Raw genomic sequence first — 2,100 nt, forward strand, 5'->3', positions numbered from 1 at the left:
CGGGGAGCGCCCGGAGCGGGTGCCGTTGTCGTTTGCCCAGTCCCGGTTGTGGTTTATCGACCAGTTACTGGGCCGGTCTGCGGTTTACAACATGCCCGTGGCGGTGCGCCTGCACGGGCCACTCGACGTGGAGGCCCTGGCGGCCGCGCTGACCGATGTGGTGGGCCGCCATGAAAGCCTGCGCACCCTGTTCCCCACGGTGGACGGGGTCCCTGAGCAGCAGGTGGTGCCGGTCGAGCGGGCCGAGTTCGGCTGGGCGGTGACCGATGCCGGTGAGTGGACGCACGAGCGGCTCGAGGAGGCCATCGCCGCGGTGGCCAGTCACGCGTTTGATTTGGTGGCCGAGATCCCGTTGCGCGCCCAGCTTTTCCGGTTGGGCCCCGATGAGTATGTGTTGGTGGCGGTGGCCCACCACATCGCTGCTGATGGCTGGTCGATCACCCCGCTGATCGGTGACCTGGGCACCGCTTATGCCGCCCGGGCTCAAGGCCAGGCCCCGGGTTGGGTGCCGTTGGCAGTACAGTACGCCGATTACACACTGTGGCAGCGTGAGCAGTTCGGTGACGTAGAGGATCCGGATAGTCTGATCGGCGCGCAGTTGGCTTACTGGCAAGACGCGTTGGCCGGGATGCCCGAACGTTTGGCGTTGCCGACGGATCGGCCGTATCCGGCGGTCGCCGATTATCGCGGGGCCAGCATCACGATCGAGTGGCCCGCGCAGTTGCAGCAACAGATCGCCTGGGCGGCCCGGGCGAATCAGGTGAGCAGTTTCATGGTGATCCAGGCGGGCTTGGCAGTGTTGTTGGCCAAACTCACCACCAATACTGATGTGGCCGTAGGGTTCCCGATCGCCGGCCGGCGTGATGCTGCTTTGGATGAGGTGGTCGGGTTTTTCGTCAACACCCTGGTGTTACGCGTCGATCTGGCCGGGAATCCCAGTGTGGCCGAAGTCCTTGGCCGGGTGCGTGCGCGCAGCCTGGCCGCCTACGAGCACCAAGACGTGCCCTTTGAGGTGTTGGTGGAACGGCTGCATCCGGCCCGCTCGCTGGCTCACCATCCGTTGGTGCAGGTGATGCTGGCCTGGCAGCACCACGACCTGACCCAGCTGGACTTGGCTGGCCTACAGGCCAACCCCATACCGGTGCAAACCCGCACTGCGCGAATGGATTTGACGTTCTCCTTGGGTGAGCGCTGGGGCAAAGGGGGTGAGCCCGCGGGGATCGCCGGGGTGGTGGAATTCCGCACCGACATCTTCGACCCCAACACCATCCACACCCTGATCACCCGATTCCAGCGGGTGCTGGCAGCCATGACCGCAGATCCGTCACGGCCGGTGTCCTTGATCGAGCTGCTCGATGCGCAGGAGCAAGCCCGGCTGCAGACATGGGGTAACCGGGCGGTGTTGGAGAAGCCAGCTGCGTCGGGGGTGTCGATTCCGGCAGCGTTTGCCGCCCAAGTCACCTGCACACCGAATGCGGTGGCGTTGACTTTCGAGGACCGGTGCTGGACGTATCGGGAACTCGATGAGTCGACGAATCGGTTGGCGCACTTATTGGTTGCCCATGGCGCCGGCCCCGGTGGGTATGTGGGGTTGCTGATGCCGCGCGGCGCGCAGGCCATCATCGCGATCCTGGCGATACTCAAGACCGGGGCCGCCTATATGCCGATGGATCCAGGATGGCCGACAGCGCGGATCGAGTTCCTGCTCACCGATGCCGCCCCGACCACCGTGGTGACCACCGCCGAGCTGGCCGGACGGCTCGACGGTCATGGCGTGCCGGTGGTGATCGATGTCAACGACCCCGCTATCGATCTTCAACCGGGTACCGCGTTTCCGGGTCCGGCCGCCGACGATATCGCGTACTTGATTTACACCTCGGGCACCACCGGTATGCCCAAGGGCGTTGCTATTACCCAGCGCAACGTCACCCAGTTGATCGACTCTCTGGACGCGGGCCTGGGACCGGGGCGGGCGTGGACGCAGTGTCATTCGTATGCATTCGACTTTTCGGTGTGGGAGATCTTCGGCGCCCTGCTGGGTGGGGGCCGATTGGTGATGGTGCCCGAGGCAGTGACCGCCTCCCCGGAGGCATTGCACGC

General features: G+C 65.3%; 1 protein-coding gene. It reads left to right on the top strand.

The window, feature by feature from the left end; all coding sequences use genetic code 11:
- On the top strand, positions 1 to 2,100 hold a 2,100-nt coding region (locus A5692_RS09270; protein ID WP_156765999.1), incomplete at both ends, for a condensation domain-containing protein.

Origin of the sequence: Mycobacterium sp. E342, from assembly GCF_001667665.1 — a bacterium.
In the GTDB taxonomy this organism is placed as follows: domain Bacteria; phylum Actinomycetota; class Actinomycetes; order Mycobacteriales; family Mycobacteriaceae; genus Mycobacterium.